At 60.4% G+C, this 15,030-nt stretch carries 13 protein-coding genes and 1 pseudogene; 7 read left to right on the forward strand and 7 right to left on the reverse strand.

Features of this window, described 5'->3' with window-relative positions:
* Window positions 1-14 precede the first annotated feature (14 nt).
* Together ssuD and HMPREF1024_RS31285 are read right to left on the reverse strand one after the other, a co-directional pair.
* Window positions 15-1,187: an FMNH2-dependent alkanesulfonate monooxygenase gene (ssuD, locus tag HMPREF1024_RS14330; protein ID WP_004142863.1), complete on the reverse strand. Its 1,173-nt coding sequence runs from the start codon at window positions 1,185-1,187 to the stop codon at window positions 15-17.
* Window positions 1,188-1,264: 77 nt separating this feature from the next.
* Window positions 1,265-1,381: a hypothetical protein gene (locus tag HMPREF1024_RS31285; protein ID WP_004219275.1), complete on the reverse strand. Its 117-nt coding sequence runs from the start codon at window positions 1,379-1,381 to the stop codon at window positions 1,265-1,267.
* A 77-nt stretch (window positions 1,382-1,458) separates the two neighbouring features.
* Here HMPREF1024_RS31285 and HMPREF1024_RS14325 point away from each other — a divergent pair, with 77 nt between their 5' ends.
* Window positions 1,459-3,402 (forward strand): sigma-54-dependent Fis family transcriptional regulator, encoded by a 1,944-nt coding sequence (locus HMPREF1024_RS14325; RefSeq protein WP_009308543.1) that lies wholly within the window; start codon window positions 1,459-1,461, stop codon window positions 3,400-3,402.
* A 96-nt stretch (window positions 3,403-3,498) separates the two neighbouring features.
* A complete protein-coding gene (xni, locus tag HMPREF1024_RS14320) occupies window positions 3,499-4,254 on the forward strand; it encodes a flap endonuclease Xni (protein WP_004174615.1) in 756 nt (251 codons plus the stop codon).
* 58 nt (window positions 4,255-4,312) lie between these two features.
* Here xni and fucO read toward each other — a convergent pair whose 3' ends face one another.
* Both fucO and fucA read right to left on the reverse strand, forming a co-directional pair.
* Window positions 4,313-5,461, reverse strand: coding sequence for a lactaldehyde reductase (fucO, locus tag HMPREF1024_RS14315; protein ID WP_009308544.1), 1,149 nt, complete (start codon window positions 5,459-5,461; stop codon window positions 4,313-4,315).
* A gap of 27 nt (window positions 5,462-5,488) precedes the next feature.
* A complete protein-coding gene (fucA, locus tag HMPREF1024_RS14310; protein WP_009308545.1) occupies window positions 5,489-6,136 on the reverse strand; it encodes an L-fuculose-phosphate aldolase in 648 nt (215 codons plus the stop codon).
* A gap of 566 nt (window positions 6,137-6,702) precedes the next feature.
* Here fucA and fucP point away from each other — a divergent pair.
* The 5 genes and pseudogenes from fucP (at window position 6,703) to fucR (ending at window position 12,540) form a co-directional block, all read left to right on the forward strand.
* Window positions 6,703-8,013, forward strand: coding sequence for an L-fucose:H+ symporter permease (gene fucP / locus HMPREF1024_RS14305; RefSeq protein ID WP_004151076.1), 1,311 nt, complete (start codon window positions 6,703-6,705; stop codon window positions 8,011-8,013).
* A gap of 32 nt (window positions 8,014-8,045) precedes the next feature.
* Window positions 8,046-9,821, forward strand: coding sequence for an L-fucose isomerase (fucI, locus tag HMPREF1024_RS14300; protein ID WP_002915510.1), 1,776 nt, complete (start codon window positions 8,046-8,048; stop codon window positions 9,819-9,821).
* A 107-nt stretch (window positions 9,822-9,928) separates the two neighbouring features.
* A pseudogene (gene fucK / locus HMPREF1024_RS14295) lies at window positions 9,929-11,347 on the forward strand (L-fuculokinase).
* Between the two features lies 1 nt (window position 11,348).
* Window positions 11,349-11,771: an L-fucose mutarotase gene (gene fucU, locus HMPREF1024_RS14290; protein ID WP_002915538.1), complete on the forward strand. Its 423-nt coding sequence runs from the start codon at window positions 11,349-11,351 to the stop codon at window positions 11,769-11,771.
* Between the two features lie 58 nt (window positions 11,772-11,829).
* The gene (fucR, locus tag HMPREF1024_RS14285) at window positions 11,830-12,540 is read left to right on the forward strand and encodes an L-fucose operon activator (protein WP_004142883.1); all 711 of its coding nucleotides are present in this window, start codon (window positions 11,830-11,832) and stop codon (window positions 12,538-12,540) included.
* A gap of 48 nt (window positions 12,541-12,588) precedes the next feature.
* On the opposite strand, the gene rlmM is transcribed toward fucR, so the two are convergent.
* Genes rlmM through gcvA form a run of 3 tightly spaced genes read right to left on the reverse strand, consistent with a single transcriptional unit; the run spans window position 12,589 to window position 15,014 of the window.
* Complete coding sequence (gene rlmM / locus HMPREF1024_RS14280) at window positions 12,589-13,689, reverse strand: 23S rRNA (cytidine(2498)-2'-O)-methyltransferase RlmM (protein ID WP_002915541.1); 1,101 nt, start codon at window positions 13,687-13,689, stop codon at window positions 12,589-12,591.
* A complete protein-coding gene (locus HMPREF1024_RS14275; RefSeq protein ID WP_002915543.1) occupies window positions 13,682-14,077 on the reverse strand; it encodes a DUF423 domain-containing protein in 396 nt (131 codons plus the stop codon). The genes rlmM and HMPREF1024_RS14275 overlap by 8 nt, the downstream gene beginning before the upstream one ends.
* Before the next feature lie 19 nt (window positions 14,078-14,096).
* Window positions 14,097-15,014 (reverse strand): glycine cleavage system transcriptional regulator GcvA, encoded by a 918-nt coding sequence (gene gcvA, locus HMPREF1024_RS14270; protein ID WP_002915545.1) that lies wholly within the window; start codon window positions 15,012-15,014, stop codon window positions 14,097-14,099.
* Window positions 15,015-15,030 lie beyond the last annotated feature (16 nt).

A 15,030-nucleotide genomic window follows, 5' to 3' on the forward strand; every position in this document is an offset into this window, starting at 1 on the left:
CGCGCTCCGGGCCATCAGCTGGCGCTGACCTGGCGCACCGGGCGCTTATCGCCGCCGATGGTTTCGCCAAACGGACCGGTGTTCACGCTACGCGCCTTCGACGAGGCCCCGTTTTCCAGCGGCAACAGAGGCATCACCAGCTCAGCAAAGCGGTGCGCTTCTTCCAGATGTGGGTAGCCGGAGAAGATAAAGTTGCTGATGCCGAGCGCCTGATATTCGCGGATGCGTTCCGCTACCTGCTGCGGATTACCTACCAGCGCGGTACCCGCGCCGCCGCGCACCAGTCCGACGCCGGCCCACAGATTGGGCGCAATGCGCAGATTATCGCGCGATCCCTGATGCAGGGCGCTCATCCGCGCCTGGCCGGCCGAGTCCATGCGGGCGAAGATCTTTTGCGCCTGGGCAATGGTATCGTCGTCAAGATGGGCGATCAGCCGGTCGGCGGCGGCCCATGCCTCTTCTTCCGTTTCGCGCACAATGACGTGCAGACGAATGCCGTACTGCAGGGTGCGTCCGCGGGCCGCGGCGCGCTCGCGCACCACCGCCAGCTTCTCCGCCACCAGTTCCGGGGGTTCGCCCCACGTCAGATAGCTGTCGATCTGCTCGGCCGCCACATCAATGGCCGCATCAGAAGAGCCGCCGAAATAGAGCGGCGGGCCATTCTCCTGCACCGGCGGGAACAACACCTCAGCGCCTTCCACGTGAATATGCTCGCCGTGATAATCCACTTTTTCCCCGCGCAGCAGGCGGGTGTAAATATCAAGAAATTCGCGGGTCACCTGATAGCGCTCGCTGTGGCTGAGGAAGATACCGTCGCCTTTGTTTTCCACCGGGTCGCCGCCGGTAACGACGTTGATCAGCAGCCGACCTTCCGATAAACGGTCGAGGGTGGCCGCCATCCGCGCCGCCAGGGTTGGCGGCTGCAGGCCCGGCCTGACCGCCACCAGATAGCGCAGACGGCGGGTCAACGGCGCCAGCGCCGAGGCCACCAGCCACGAATCTTCACAGCTTTTACCGGTGGGGATCAGCACGCCGTAGTAGCCCAGGCTGTCGGCTGCCAGCGCCACCTGCTGCAGATAAGGTAAATCGACCGGGCGTCCACCCTCGGTGGTACCCAGATAACGGCCATCGCCGTGGGTAGGTAAGAACCAGAAGACATTGATCTTGTCGGGAGCTTGCTGCGTCATTATCTATTTCCTATATAACCATATCCGATATTTATCGAAGAGATGTTTTAATTTGGTTATATGGGTGTTAGCGATAATCATGCCAATGGTGAGTAAAAAATTAATCTTTTAAAATCAATGCACTGAAAACGGCTTCGCCGCGCCGCGCTGTTGCAAATCGCGCAGCCGCCGCGCATCCGCTGGCGCATTTGCAACAGCCGCGGGCCTTCCCCCTCTGGTTTCTGCGGCCGCCGCAGGATAAGTTCAGAGCGTCAACGATCGGAGGCCCGCTATGCTGAACCCAGAATCCCCTTCCACCGCTCCCGCGCTGATCGACCCGGCGTCGAAGGCCTTCCAGAGCCTGCTGGACAAACTCGCGCCAACGGAGGCGACCGTGCTGATCGTGGGCGAAACCGGCACCGGCAAGGAGGTGGTGGCCCGCTATCTCCATCATCACAGCGCCCGTCGCCAGCAGCCGTTTCTGGCCGTTAACTGCGGCGCGCTGACCGAGAGCCTCGCCGAAGCTGAACTGTTCGGCCATGAGAAAGGCGCCTTCACCGGCGCGCAGCAGGGACAGCCCGGCTGGTTTGAAGCCGCGGAAGGGGGGACGCTGCTGCTGGACGAGATCGGCGAATTAAGCCTGCCGCTGCAGGTCAAGCTGCTGCGAGTGCTGCAGGAGCGTGAAATTACCCGCGTCGGCTCACGCAAAGCGATTAAAGTGAATGTCCGGGTGATTGCCGCCACCCACGTTGACCTGGCCCAGGCGATCCGCGAGCGCCGCTTTCGCGAGGATCTCTACTATCGACTGAATATCGCGGTGGTGCCGCTGCCGCCGCTGCGCCAGCGTCGGCAGGATATCCCGCTGCTGGCGCACCACTTTTTATCACTCTACGCCCGGCGCCTCGGGCGGCCAACCCTGCGTCTGGCGCCGGAATCACTGGCCCGGCTGATGGACTATTCGTGGCCGGGCAATATTCGCGAGCTGGAAAACACCCTGCACAACGCGGTGCTGCTCAGTAAAGAAGAGGAGATCAGTCCTGCCCAGCTGCGCCTGGCGACGCTCAACGACGCCCCGGGGCCGGCGAGCGATCATGAACTGGACGACTTTATTCGCCACCAGCTGGCGCTTCCCGGCGAGCCGCTGTGGCAGCGAGTGACCAGCGCCCTGATTCGCCACGCCATGGCACATTGCGACGATAACCAGAGCCAGGCGGCCGCGCTGTTGGGGATCAGCCGGCATACCTTGCGCACCCAGCTCGCTAACCTCGGGCTGATCAAAAGCCGCCGCCGCCCGCCTGCGCCGCCGCGGGCGTTCGCCAACACAGCCGGGGCCGATCGCGAACTGCGCATTGGCTACCAGCGCTTCGGCAGCCTCGGGATCCTGAAAGCCCGTCAGAGCCTGGAAACCGCCTTCGCCAGCCTCGGCGTCAACGTGCTGTGGAGTGAGTTTCCTGCCGGACCGCAGCTCCTCCACGCCCTCGCCTGCAACGAGATCGACTTCGGCACCACCGGAGAAGCGCCGCCGGTGTTTGCCCAGGCCAGCAATAGCGAACTGATGTACGTGGCGTGGGAGCCGCCGGCGCCGCGCAGCGTGGCGATGGTCGTCCCGCAGGGGAGCGACATTCGCCAGCTCAGCGATCTGCGCGGTAAACGCATCGCCCTCAATAAAGGGTCGAATGTCCACTGGCTGCTGCTGCAGATCCTCGAGGACGCCGGCCTGGGTCTGAACGATGTGCGGGTGGTCTATACCCCGCCGAAATATCCGCTGACCGCCAGCGACTATCTGGCGGTTGACGCCTGGATGATGTGGGATCCGCTGCTCAGCGACGCCGAACACACCGGCGAGCTGCGGGTGGTCGCCAGCGGCGAAGGCCGGGTCAACAACCATCAGTTTTATCTTTCGCGACGGGACTACCTCGCTCAGCATGGCGATATCATGCGCCGCCTGCTGACGGAGCTGACCCACACCGGGCAGTTTATCGACTCGCATCGCGGCGAAGCGGCCCGCTTACTCTCGGCAGAGCTGGGGATCGACGCCCGGTCGCTGAGCATGGCCCTCGCCCGCCGCAGCCATCGCCCGCGGCCGATGGATCTGTCGGTGATCCGCGCCCAGCAGACCATCGCCGATCGCTTTTACGCCCTCGGGCTTATCGCCAAACCGGTCCCGGTGCGCGAAGCGGTGTGGTACGGCGAACCCGCGCCGGACGTCATCAGACCGCTGATGGCGGTCAGTTAGCGAAATTTGCGCGTTATCTTCCTGATTGTTCAGGCGCAGATAGCCTCGATCTGATGGCGATGTTACCCTAAAGACGCTGAGAATAAGGGGGTATCTGTGGCTGTTCATCTGTTAATCGTCGACGCGTTAAATCTAATCCGCCGCATCCACGCGGTGCAGGGTTCACCCTGCGTCGATACCTGCCTGCATGCCCTGGAGCAGCTGATTGTCCACAGTCAGCCCACCCACGCGGTGGCGGTGTTCGATGATGAGGATCGCGCCCACGGCTGGCGCCACCAGCGCCTGCCGGAGTACAAAGCCGGCCGCGCGCCGATGCCGGAGACGCTGGTGGCCGAGATGCCGACGCTGCGGGCCGCCTTCGAACAGCGGGGGATCCGCTGCTGGGCCTCGCCGGGCAGCGAAGCAGACGATCTCGCCGCCACCCTGGCGGTAAAGGTGGCCCAGGCGGGCCATCAGGCCACCATTGTCTCCACCGACAAAGGCTACTGCCAGCTGCTGTCGCCCACCATCCGCATCCGCGACTACTTTCAGAAGCGCTGGCTGGACGCCCCCTTCATCGCCAGCGAGTTCGGCGTCACCCCGGAGCAGCTGGCGGATTACTGGGGGCTGGCGGGGATCAGCAGCTCGAAGGTGCCGGGCGTGGCGGGCATTGGACCCAAAAGCGCCGCCCAGCTGCTGAACGAGTTTCAGGACCTGGAGGGGCTGTACGCCCGTCTGGCCGAGGTCCCGGAGAAGTGGCGCAAAAAGCTGGCCGCGCATCAGGAGATGGCCTTCACCTGCCGGGAGGTGGCCCGCCTGCAGACCGACCTCCAGCTGGACGGCAATCTGCAGCAGCTGCGGCTGACGCGCTGACCATCGTTAAGAGGTGCGCCGGTGCAGGGTAACGGCCTGCTTTACCCGGGCCAGGCAATCACCAGGCCGCCTGATATAACCCGACGATATCCGCCAGGCTCGCCTCGCGCGGGTTGCCGCCGGTACACACATCCGCCAGCGCCGCCTGGGCCAGCGCCGGAATATCCTCTTTCCTGACGCCCACCTCGCGCAGATGGCCGGGAATACCGACATCGCGGTTAAGCTGGCAGACCGCCTCTACTGCCGCCTCGCGCGCGGCGGTCAGGCTTAACGCTTCCACCCTGACGCCCATCGCCCGGGCGATGTCGCGATATTTTTCCCCGGTCGCCTCAGCATTAAAGCGCATCACGTGCGGCAGCAGGATGGCATTCGCCACGCCGTGCGGCGTGTTGTAAAAAGCGCCGAGCGGATGCGCCATACCGTGTACCAGGCCAAGCCCAACGTTGGAAAATCCCATCCCCGCCACATACTGGCCGAGCGCCATAGCTTCCCCCGCGCCGGCGTCGCCGGCAACCGAGCCGCGCAGCGCGCCGGCGATGATCTCGATGGCCTTGAGGTGCAGAGCATCGGTCAAAGCCCAGGCGCCGCGAGTGAGGTACCCTTCGATAGCATGCGTCAGGGCGTCCACGCCGGTAGCCGCCTTCAGCGCCGGCGGCATAGCGTCCATCATATCGGCATCGATAAAGGCCACCTGCGGAATATCGTGCGGATCGACGCAGACGAATTTGCGCCGCTGTTCTTCATCGGTGATGACATAGTTAATCGTCACCTCCGCCGCGGTACCCGCGGTGGTCGGCACCGCGAAGATCGGCACGCTGGGCTGACGGGTGGGCGACAGCCCCTCGAGGCTACGGACATCGGCGAATTCCGGGTTACGCTGAATAATACCGATCGCCTTACAGGTATCCTGCGGCGAACCGCCGCCGATGGCGATCAGGTAATCCGCCCCGCTGCGTTGAAAGGCCTGCAGCCCCTGCTGGACCACGGCGATGGTCGGGTTAGGGATCACGTCGCTGAATATATCCCATGCCAGCCCGGCGGCATCCAGTTTGTCGGTGACTTTCGCCGCCACGCCGCAGCGGGCGAGAGTGCAGTCGGTGACGATCAATGCTTTACGATAGCCGCGCCGCACCGCTTCATCGGTTAATGCGTTTATCGCCCCCCGGCCAAACCATGCCGTTTCATTGAGGATCATTCTGTTTGCCATCGTGGCTCTCCTGTTAGCGTTGCGGCATCACTCTTCAATGCGTAATCCGTAGGTTTTGAACTTCTCCAGCACGATAGCGATCGCCTCGTCATCCAGCACCGGGACCGGGTCGGTAATCGCCAGCGTACTGAGGTAGAGCTGGGCCAGGACCTCCACTTCATGCGCCAGCCAGAGCGCTTTATCCAGGCTGGCCTCGCAGGCGATCAGGCCGTGATGCTGCAGCAGCGTGGCTTTGCGGTGCTTCAGCGCCACCGCGACATGCTCAGACAGTTCGCGGGTGCCGAAGGTGGCATAGGGCGCGCAGGGGATCGAATTCCCGCCGGCCGCGGCGATCATATAGTGGATGGCCGGGATGGGCCGGTTGAGGATCGACACCGCCGTACAATGGACAGCGTGATTGTGGACCACCGCCTGGGCATCGGGTCGCGTCTGGTAGGCCGCCTGATGAAAACGCCATTCGCTGGAGGGCAGTTTTCCCTGCTCATGCTGGCCGTCGGCATCAATAAAGACGATCTTGTCTTCCGTCAGCTTTTCATATGGGATACCGGTAGGGGTGATCAGCATTCCTCCCTGATAGCGCACGCTGACATTGCCGGCGGTCCCCTGATTTAACCCCAGGCGGGTCATTTCCAGGCAGGTATCGATAATCTGCCGGGCCAGTCTGTTTCTTTCCATTGCGTTCCTCTTTTGGTGACTCATCATCCATCAACGGCAGGGCAACAGAAATATCGTCGGCTACCGTGGGATAGGGTGAATAATGGTCTTCATCATCAACCTGAATATTCAAAGGGGAATTTTCATGATTATTTTTTGTGAGCCGCGTCAATTATTCCGCCATGAATAAAGCAACCATACCCATTACGAGAGAGATTAAAATGCCCGTTCTTAATAATATTTCATCAAGCGGGCATTTTATTTCTTTGTAACATTTGCCCGTTTTCCACGATATATATTCATTCGGTCATTAGCGTTGTGGTTTTGTGAATTTATTTTCTCAAACGGTCAGCGTTTTTGAAAAATTAAAGTGACAATAATCACATAAAATGGCCCACAGTACGTTAAGTGTGACCATCATCATATTAACAGACGGTTTTTATTTGAAAATGAAGCCATGAGTTCCGCCGTGACTTTCATTTCACTCACCGGCGCGTCACCTGAGCTCACTTAATTTTGCGGTCTGCTGCAGCACCAGACTGCGCCCTGAATGCTGTTGTAAATGCTTCTGAACTGATGAGGACGCTATGGGAAACACAACGATACCAACGCAAAGTTACCGCGCCATGGAGAGCGGGCAGAGTAAGAGCTACATTATTCCTTTCGCTCTGCTGTGCTCCCTCTTTTTTCTGTGGGCCGTGGCTAATAATCTGAATGATATTTTATTACCGCAATTTCAACAGGCCTTTACCCTGACTAACTTCCAGGCCGGATTAATTCAATCGGCCTTTTACTTTGGCTATTTTATTATTCCCATCCCCGCCGGGATGTTGATGAAAAAATTCAGCTACAAAGCCGGCATCCTTACGGGTCTGTTTTTATATGCCTGCGGCGCCGCGCTGTTCTGGCCTGCCGCCGAAGTGATGAATTACACCTTATTTCTCATTGGATTATTTATTATCGCTGCCGGGCTTGGCTGTCTGGAAACCGCGGCCAACCCGTTTGTCACCGTCCTCGGTCCGGAAAGCGGCGGTCACTTCCGCCTTAATCTGGCCCAGACCTTTAACTCATTCGGCGCCATTATTGCCGTGGTATTTGGCCAGAGTCTTATTTTGTCTAACGTCCCGCATCAGCCGCAGGAGGTGCTGGATAAAATGACGCCGGAACAGCTCAGCGCCTGGAAGCACAGTCTGGTCCTGTCGGTACAAACCCCCTATATGATTATCGTGGCCATTGTCCTGCTGGTCGCCCTGCTGATCGTCTGCACCCGCTTCCCCTCCCTGCAAAGCGATGACCACAGCGACAGCGCGCAGAGCACTTTTTTCGCTTCGCTGACGCGCCTGATGCGCATCCGCCACTGGCGCTGGGCGGTACTGGCCCAGTTCTGCTACGTCGGCGCGCAAACCGCCTGCTGGAGCTACCTGATTCGCTACGCTATCGAAGAGATCCCGGGCATGACGGCCGGTTTCGCCGCCAACTACCTGACCGCCACCATGGTCTGCTTCTTTATCGGCCGTTTTACCGGCACCTGGCTTATCCGCCGCTTCGCGCCGCACAACGTGCTCGCTATCTATGCGTTTATCGCCATGCTGCTCTGCTTGCTCTCCGCCTTCAGCGGCGGCCACGTCGGTCTGCTGGCCCTGACCCTGTGCAGCGCCTTTATGTCCATTCAGTACCCGACCATCTTCTCGCTGGGGATTAAGCATCTGGGCCAGGACACCAAATATGGCTCGTCATTTATCGTCATGACCATTATCGGCGGCGGGATAGTTACCCCGGTGATGGGCTTTGTCAGCGACGCCGCCGGCAATATCCCGACCGCCGAACTGGTCCCGGCGCTGTGCTTCGCCATCATCTTTATTTTTGCCCGTTTCCGTTCACAAGCGGCGACGAACTAAACCTGTTATCCGCATAACCTGAGGGATCTGTAATGAAAAAAATCAGCTTACCGAAGATCGGTATTCGTCCGGTAATCGATGGTCGTCGCATGGGGGTCCGCGAGTCGCTGGAAGCGCAAACCATGAACATGGCGAAAGCCACCGCCGCGCTTATCAGCGAGAAACTGCGCCACGCCTGCGGCGCCCGGGTGGAGTGCGTGATTGCCGATACCTGCATCGCCGGCATGGCCGAGTCGGCCGCCTGTGAAGAGAAATTCAGCAGCCAGAACGTCGGCGTCACCATCACCGTCACCCCCTGCTGGTGCTACGGCAGCGAAACCATCGACATGGATCCGCTGCGCCCGAAGGCCATCTGGGGCTTTAACGGCACCGAGCGTCCGGGGGCGGTCTATCTGGCCGCAGCGCTGGCGGCCCATAGCCAGAAAGGGATCCCGGCGTTCTCCATCTACGGACATGACGTGCAGGATGCCGATGACACGTCGATCCCAGCGGATGTCGAAGAAAAGCTGTTGCGCTTCGCTCGCGCCGGCCTGGCTGTCGCCAGTATGAAAGGGAAAAGCTATCTGTCGCTGGGCGGCGTCTCAATGGGCATCGCCGGATCTATCGTCGACCACAACTTTTTTGAGTCCTGGCTCGGCATGAAGGTGCAGGCTGTCGACATGACGGAGCTGCGCCGGCGAATCGATCAAAAAATCTATGATGAAACCGAGCTGGAGATGGCGCTGGCGTGGGCGGATAAACACTTCCGCTACGGCGAAGATCAGAACGCTGAGCAGTATAAGCGCAATGAAACGCAGAGCCGCGCGGTGCTGAAAGAGAGCCTGCTGATGGCGATGTGCATCCGCGACATGATGCAGGGTAACCCGAAGCTCGCAGAAAAAGGACTGGTGGAGGAGTCGCTGGGCTACAACGCCATCGCCGCCGGTTTCCAGGGTCAGCGCCACTGGACCGATCAATACCCCAATGGCGATACCGCCGAAGCGCTGCTCAACAGCTCTTTTGACTGGAACGGGGTGCGCGAACCGTTTGTCGTCGCTACCGAAAACGACAGCCTCAACGGCGTGGCCATGCTGATGGGCCATCAGCTCACCGGCACCGCCCAGGTGTTTGCCGACGTACGCACCTACTGGTCGCCGGATGCCGTTGAACGGGTCACCGGGCAGCCGCTCACCGGGCGGGCGGAGCACGGCATCATTCACCTGATTAACTCCGGCTCTGCGGCGCTGGACGGCTCCTGCCAGCAGCGCGACGCGCAGGGCAATCCGACGATGAAACCCCACTGGGAGATTGAGCAGAGCGAGGCGGATGCCTGCCTCGCGGCGACCGAATGGTGCCCGGCGATCCACGAATACTTCCGCGGCGGCGGCTTCTCTTCCCGCTTCCTGACCGAAGGCGGCGTGCCGTTCACCATGACCCGGGTGAACATCATCAAAGGTCTGGGGCCGGTGCTGCAAATTGCCGAAGGCTGGAGCGTAGCGCTGCCCAAAGCGATGCACGACCAGCTCGACGCCCGCACCAACTCCACCTGGCCCACCACCTGGTTTGCCCCACGCCTGACCGGCAAGGGCCCGTTCAGCGATGTGTACTCGGTGATGGCCAACTGGGGCGCCAACCACGGCGTGCTGACCATCGGCCACGTTGGCGCAGATTTCATTACCCTCGCCGCCATGCTGCGCATTCCGGTCTGCATGCACAACGTGGAAGAGGCGAAAATCTATCGCCCTTCCGCCTGGGCCGCGCACGGCATGGATATCGAGGGCCAGGACTACCGCGCCTGCCAGAACTACGGGCCGCTGTATAAGCGTTAACAGGTTGGTTTCGCCCGGAGGAGCAGGCTTACCTGGCCTACAGACGCGCGCGGTCTGTAGGCCGGATAAGCGCTGCGCCATCCGGCAATGTTGTTTCGGGAGTCACTATGAAGCAAGACGTTATCCTGGTCCTCGACTGCGGCGCCACGAACGTGCGGGCGATGGCCGTGGATCGACAAGGGAACATTATCGCCCGCGCCGCAACGGCGAACGCCAGCGACATCGCGGCGGAAAAAAGCGACTGGCACCAGTGATCGCTGGAGGCCATTATGCAGCGCTTTGCCGACTGCTGTCGGCAGATCCATGACCAGCTGGCCTCCTGCACGGTGCGCGGCATCACCGTCACGACCTTTGGCGTCGATGGCGCGTTGGTGGATGAGCAGGGCGCCCTGCTGTATCCGATCATCAGCTGGAAATGCCCGCGCACCGCGGCGGTGATGGAGAATATCAGCCAGTATATGCCCGCGCGCCAGCTGCAGCGGATAGCCGGCGTCGGCGCGTTTGCGTTCAACACCCTGTATAAGCTGGTGTGGCTGAAAGAGAACCACCCGCAGCTGCTGGCGCAGGCCCATGCCTGGCTGTTTATTTCATCGCTGATCAACCATCGGCTGACCGGGGAGTTCACCACCGACCTCACCATGGCGGGCACCAGCCAGATGCTCGATCTCCGGCAGCGCGATTTCAGCGCGCCGATCCTGCAGGCGACCGGCCTGCCGCGCCGCCTGTTCCCGCGGCTGGTTGAAGCAGGCCAGCCGATCGGCGCCCTGCTGCCGGAGGCCGCTGCGCTGCTGGGCCTCCCCGTCGGGATCCCGGTTATCTCGGCCGGGCATGACACCCAGTTCGCTCTGTTTGGCGCCGGCGCCGGGCAGGATGAGCCGGTGCTCTCCTCCGGGACCTGGGAGATCCTGATGGTACGCAGCGCGCAGGTCGACACCTCGCTGCTCTGTGACTACAGCGGCTCCACCTGCGAGCTGGACAGCCAGCCGGGCCGCTATAACCCGGGGATGCAGTGGCTGGCCTCCGGCGTGCTCGAGTGGGTGCGCAAACTGCTGTGGAGCGCTGACACCCCATGGCAGACGCTGATTGACGAAGCGCAGGCGATCCCGCCCGGCGCCCAGGGCGTCAGGATGCAGTGCGACCTGCTCGCCAGCCAGCACGCCGGCTGGCAGGGCGTCACGCTCAACACCACCCGCGGCCATTTTTACCGCGCCGCGCTGGAGGGGTTAAGCGATCAGCTGGCGCAGCATCTGCAAACCCTGGAAAAAATCGGCGGCTTCAGGGCGAAAGAGCTGCTGCTGGTGGGCGGCGGCAGCCGCAACGCGCTATGGAACCAGATCAAGGCCAACCGACTCGGGATACCGATCAAAGTCCTCGACGATGCCGAAACCACCGTGGCCGGCGCGGCGATGTTTGGCTGGTATGGCGTGGGCGAGTTCTCTTCGCCAGAACAGGCCAGAGCGCAGGTCGCGTACCGCTACCGCTATTTCTGGCCGCAAACTGAACCTGAACTGATAGAGGAAGCCTGAGATGCTCAAAACCATTTCCCCGCTGATATCGCCGGAACTGCTGAAAGTGCTGGCCGAAATGGGCCATGGGGATGAAATCATTTTTTCCGATGCCCATTTCCCGGCGCACAGCATGGGGCCGCAGGTGATCCGCGCCGATGGCCTGCGAGTCAGCGATCTGCTGCAGGCGATTATCCCGCTGTTCGAATTAGACAGCTATGCGCCGCCGGTGGTGATGATGGCCGCCGTCGAAGGCGATGCGCTCGACCCGACGGTGGAACAGCGCTATCGGCAGGCGCTCTCGGCGCAGGCCCCCTGCCCGGATATCGTGCGGATTGACCGCTTTGCCTTCTACGACCGGGCGCAAAAAGCCTTTGCGATCGTTATCACAGGAGAGTGCGCTAAGTACGGAAATATCCTTTTAAAAAAAGGAGTCACGCCGTAATCTCATGCCGGAGCGTCTGCCTGATGCAGACGCTCAATCAATGATGGGATGAGAATAAATGAAAGCAGCCCGCCAGCAGGCGATCGTCGATCTCCTGATCACCCACAGCAGCCTGACCACCGAAACGTTGTCAAAACAGCTCAACGTCAGCAGGGAAACTATTCGCCGCGATCTGAGCGAGCTGCAGGCGCAGGGCAAAGTGCTGCGTAACCACGGCCGGGCCAAAGTGATCCACCAGCGCAGCCAGGACAGCGGCGATCCTTTCCACATGCGCCTGAAAAGCCATTACGCGCATAAAGCCGACATCGCCCGCGAAGCGCTGGCCTGGATTGACGAAGGGATGGTGATCGCCCTCGATGCCAGCTCCACCTGCTGGTATCTCGCCCGCCAGCTGCCGGACCGCCCGCTGCACGTCTTTACCAACAGCCAGCCCATCTGCCAGGAGCTGGCCAAACGCGACCAGATCACGCTCACCTGCTCCGGCGGCACTCTGCAGCGGAAATATGGCTGCTACGTGAACCCGGCGCTGATTTCCCAGCTGAAATCGCTGGAGATCGATCTGTTTATTTTTTCCTGCGAAGGCATCGACCCGCAGGGCGCGCTGTGGGACTCCAATGCGTTCAATGCCGACTTCAAATCGATCCTGCTTAAGCGGGCGGCGCAGTCGCTACTGCTGATCGACAAAAGCAAGTTCAACCGCTCCGGCGAGGCGAGGATTGGTCATCTGGATGACGTGACGCATATTGTGTCGGATGCGCCGCAGCCTTAAGGGGAAGGCCGGAGGACGCGCACGCGTCTCCGGCCTGAGGGGGAAGGATTAACGCTCGTCGCGACGTCCGCCGACGGCGGCCCACAGGCGGCGCACGTGAACGGTCACCTCTTCACGATCGTGATACAGCTGACGCGCCTGGATCTGGGCGTTAACGCCGTGCTCGTCCAGCTGGGCCTGAATATAGGCCAGATTCTGCGACACCTCTTCATAGCGCTTTTTCATCGGCAGCTTGAGGTTGAAGATGGTCTCCCGGCACCAGCCGTTGACCAGCCACTGCGCCATCAGCGCCGCCACCTTCGCCGGTTTCTCCACCATATCGCAGACCATCCACGAGATGTTGTTGCGGTTCGGACGATAGCGGAAACCGTCTTCGCGCAGCCAGGTCACCTGGCCGGTATCCATCAGGCTCTGGGCCATCGGGCCGTTATCGACCGAAGAGACCCACATGTTGCGCTTCACCAGCTGATAGGTCCAGCCGCCCGGGCAGGCGCCGAGATCGACGGCATACATGCCGTTCGCCAGACGCTCGTCCCACTCGTCCGCCGGAATAAAGACGTGGAACGCCTCTTCCAGCTTGAGGGTGGAACGGCTCGGGGCGTCGGAGGGAAACTTCAGCCGCGGAATGCCCATATAGAACGGTGAGTTGTTGTTGCTGTATGAGTAGCCGGTATAGCAGCAGCCGGGTGCGATAAAGAACACATGCACCACCGGTCGCTTTGGCGTTTCATAGTTGGTCAGCACGCCCGCCTCGCGCAGCGCCGCGCGTAACGGCACCGTAAACTTGCGGCAGAACTTCATCAGCTCTTTGCTTTCGTTGGTATCCGCCACTTCCACACGCAGCTCGCCACCCTTCTCCACCACGCCCTGCAGCATGCCGACGATCGGGGTTATGCGATCCTCCGGCGGCAGGTCGCGCAGCAGTTCGCCGACCACAAACATCTGACGGGCGAAAATCAGCGAGCTGAACGGCAGATCGCGCACCAGCTTCTCGCCGTCGTCCTGCTGATAACCTTCAAAAATTACATAGCCAGAGTCTTCTTTGACCCGGGCAAAACCAAACACCTCAAGGCGGGCTGCCTTATCGGTAATTTCTGCTGCGCACTCTTTCTCAAAACCAGGGCGACAATAGAGGACAACCTTATTCATGAACAACGCCCTTACGTTTCAGACGAATTGCACCAATTAACATTAAAACCCAACCGGCGAGGAAGCTTACGCCGCCCACCGGGGTCACGAACGCCCACAGACGTAAATGAGAGAGCGCCAGACAATAGAGGCTGCCGCTGAACAGCACGGTCCCTAACGCCAGAAATACGCTGCTCCAGTAGAACCAGATACTGATCCGACGCTGCATCGCCACCGCCAGACCAAAAATCGCCAGGGTATGGAAGGCCTGATACTCCAGGCCGGTATGGATCCAGGCCATCTCCGCCGCGCCGAGCGATTGACTTAAGACATGCGCGCCAAAGGCGCCCAGAGCCACAAAGATAAAGCCGCTAATCGCGGCGAATATCAGCATAAAACGGCTGGTCATGTTGTTACCCTACAAGTAATTATTGTTCATAACGAAAGCGGAATTTTTCTTGTTCACTTGCCGCTTTCGCCAGGATCCACTGCCGGAAAGCGGCTATTTTACCCAGTTCTGCCTGACTGTCATGGCAAACAAGGTAAAACGCATTCTTACTGACCAGAACATCATTAAACGGACACACCAGACGACCGGCTTCAATTTCGGACTGCGCCATGACGTTGTTGGCCAGCGCCACGCCCTGCCCGTGAATGGCCGCCTGCAGCACCATCGCGCTATGGCTGAAAATCGGCCCCTGCTGCACATTAATATGGCTTAGACCAAGCTGACGGGTATAAGTTTGCCAGTCGCGGCGGGACGCATCGTGAAGCAGGGTATGTTGCGCCAGATCGGCAGGCGTTTTCAATGCTTTGTCGCCGGTGAGCAAGAGCGGGGAACAGACCGGCAGCAGATACTCGGCGTACAATTTTTCCACACGCAGGCCCGGCCAGTTGCCGCGGCCATAAAAAATCGCCACATCGACATCGTCCGCCAGCTTATCCTCCTGACGGTCCACCGCCTGGATCCTGACGTCGATTCCCGGATAAGCTGAGTTAAAGCTTGTGAGTCTTGGCACCAGCCACTGAATGGCGAAACTTGGCAATAAACTGACCGTTAATGCCCCTTTGGCGCTGCGCGCCTGCAGTTTACGCGTCGCTTCCGTCAGTTGCGAAAAAATCTCTTTAATATCCTGAAAATAGCTCTGCCCTTCTTCCGTTAACAGCAGCGAACGATTGCGCCGACGGAACAGCTTAAGGCCCAGAAAATCCTCGAGAGACTTGATTTGATGGCTGACTGCGGCCTGCGTCACAAAAAGCTCATCGGCTGCCCGAGTGAAGCTGAGATGACGTGCGGCTGCATCAAAAACACGTAATGCATTCAGAGGTGGTAATCGCTTCGACATGGTTATTCTGGCTTAG

It is taken from the genome of Klebsiella sp. 4_1_44FAA (assembly GCF_000238715.1).
Taxonomy (GTDB): Bacteria; Pseudomonadota; Gammaproteobacteria; order Enterobacterales; family Enterobacteriaceae; genus Klebsiella; species Klebsiella pneumoniae.